This is a genomic window from Nguyenibacter vanlangensis (assembly GCF_013376155.1).
Lineage (GTDB): Bacteria > Pseudomonadota > Alphaproteobacteria > Acetobacterales > Acetobacteraceae > Gluconacetobacter > Gluconacetobacter vanlangensis.
In genome coordinates, this window is the sequence record NZ_JABXXP010000976.1 from 1 (window position 1) to 844 (window position 844).

Here is an 844-nt window from a genome sequence, read left to right on the forward strand (position 1 = left end):
CCCCGGCCGCCACGCGCGGCACCAAGGTCGTCCGCGAAGAGCGCGCGACCCGCCGCGCCGGCTGATCCCCCCGAGGCCGCGAGTCTCGGACCCCGAGTCTCCGGCTTTCGCGAGATTCCGGCTACAACGAATCGCAATGCGGCGTCCTTGCCGCATCGCGGGGCGTTGCGCGCAACAAAACCGCCTGACGACTGTTTCATGGAAGGACCGCTTCCATGGACGGTCTCCGGTTCCGGCCCTTCGGAACCGCATCTTCGAAACTGCAAGGGTGGAACGGCGGGCTCGGCGGCGATCGCCGGTCCCGGATCCGCGCCACCCATCCATGATCAAGGGATGATATCATGCATATGACCTCCCGCATGGCTGCCGCAGCCATCATCGCCACGTCGCTGCTGGGCGGCGCCGCCTCCGCCCAGGGCCTGGGAACCCCGTCGGGGCAGATCACCCTGGTGGCCCAGTCGGCCGATGTCGGCGTCGGCTGGACCTGGGGACATGGTACGCTGGTCTACGGCCATCACCGCTACAGCTTCACGGTCAAGGGCGGCACGGTCGTCGCCGTCGGCTACTCGAAGGTCGTCGGGACCGGCACGGTCTATAATCTCAAGCACCTGCACGATTTCGACGGCACCTATGTCGCCGGCAACGGCGAAGCGACGCTGGGCAACGGCGTCGGCGGCTCGGTGCTGCATAACGGCAATGGCGTGACCATCCGCATCGACACCGTATCCAAGGGCGCCCGCCTGGCCACCGCCGCGCAGGGCCTGGAACTCACCCTGGATCAGTAAGGCCGCAAGGCCGCGTACAGGCCGCCGCACCGGCGGGCCGTCGTCGCGGGCAAGCTCAC

Annotated in this window: 1 protein-coding gene; it reads left to right on the plus strand. The window is 68.4% G+C overall.

Annotated elements, in window-relative coordinates; translation table 11 throughout:
* Nucleotides 1-341 precede the first annotated feature (341 nt).
* A complete protein-coding gene (locus HUK84_RS20600) occupies nucleotides 342-785 on the plus strand; it encodes a hypothetical protein (RefSeq protein ID WP_176641852.1) in 444 nt (147 codons plus the stop codon).
* Nucleotides 786-844: the final 59 nt, after the last annotated feature.

Bases quoted from the DNA above. Each gene is read 5' to 3' on its own strand.
- HUK84_RS20600 (WP_176641852.1), top strand. From the start codon at position 342: ATGCATATGACCTCCCGCATGGCTGCCGCAGCCATCATCGCCACGTCG.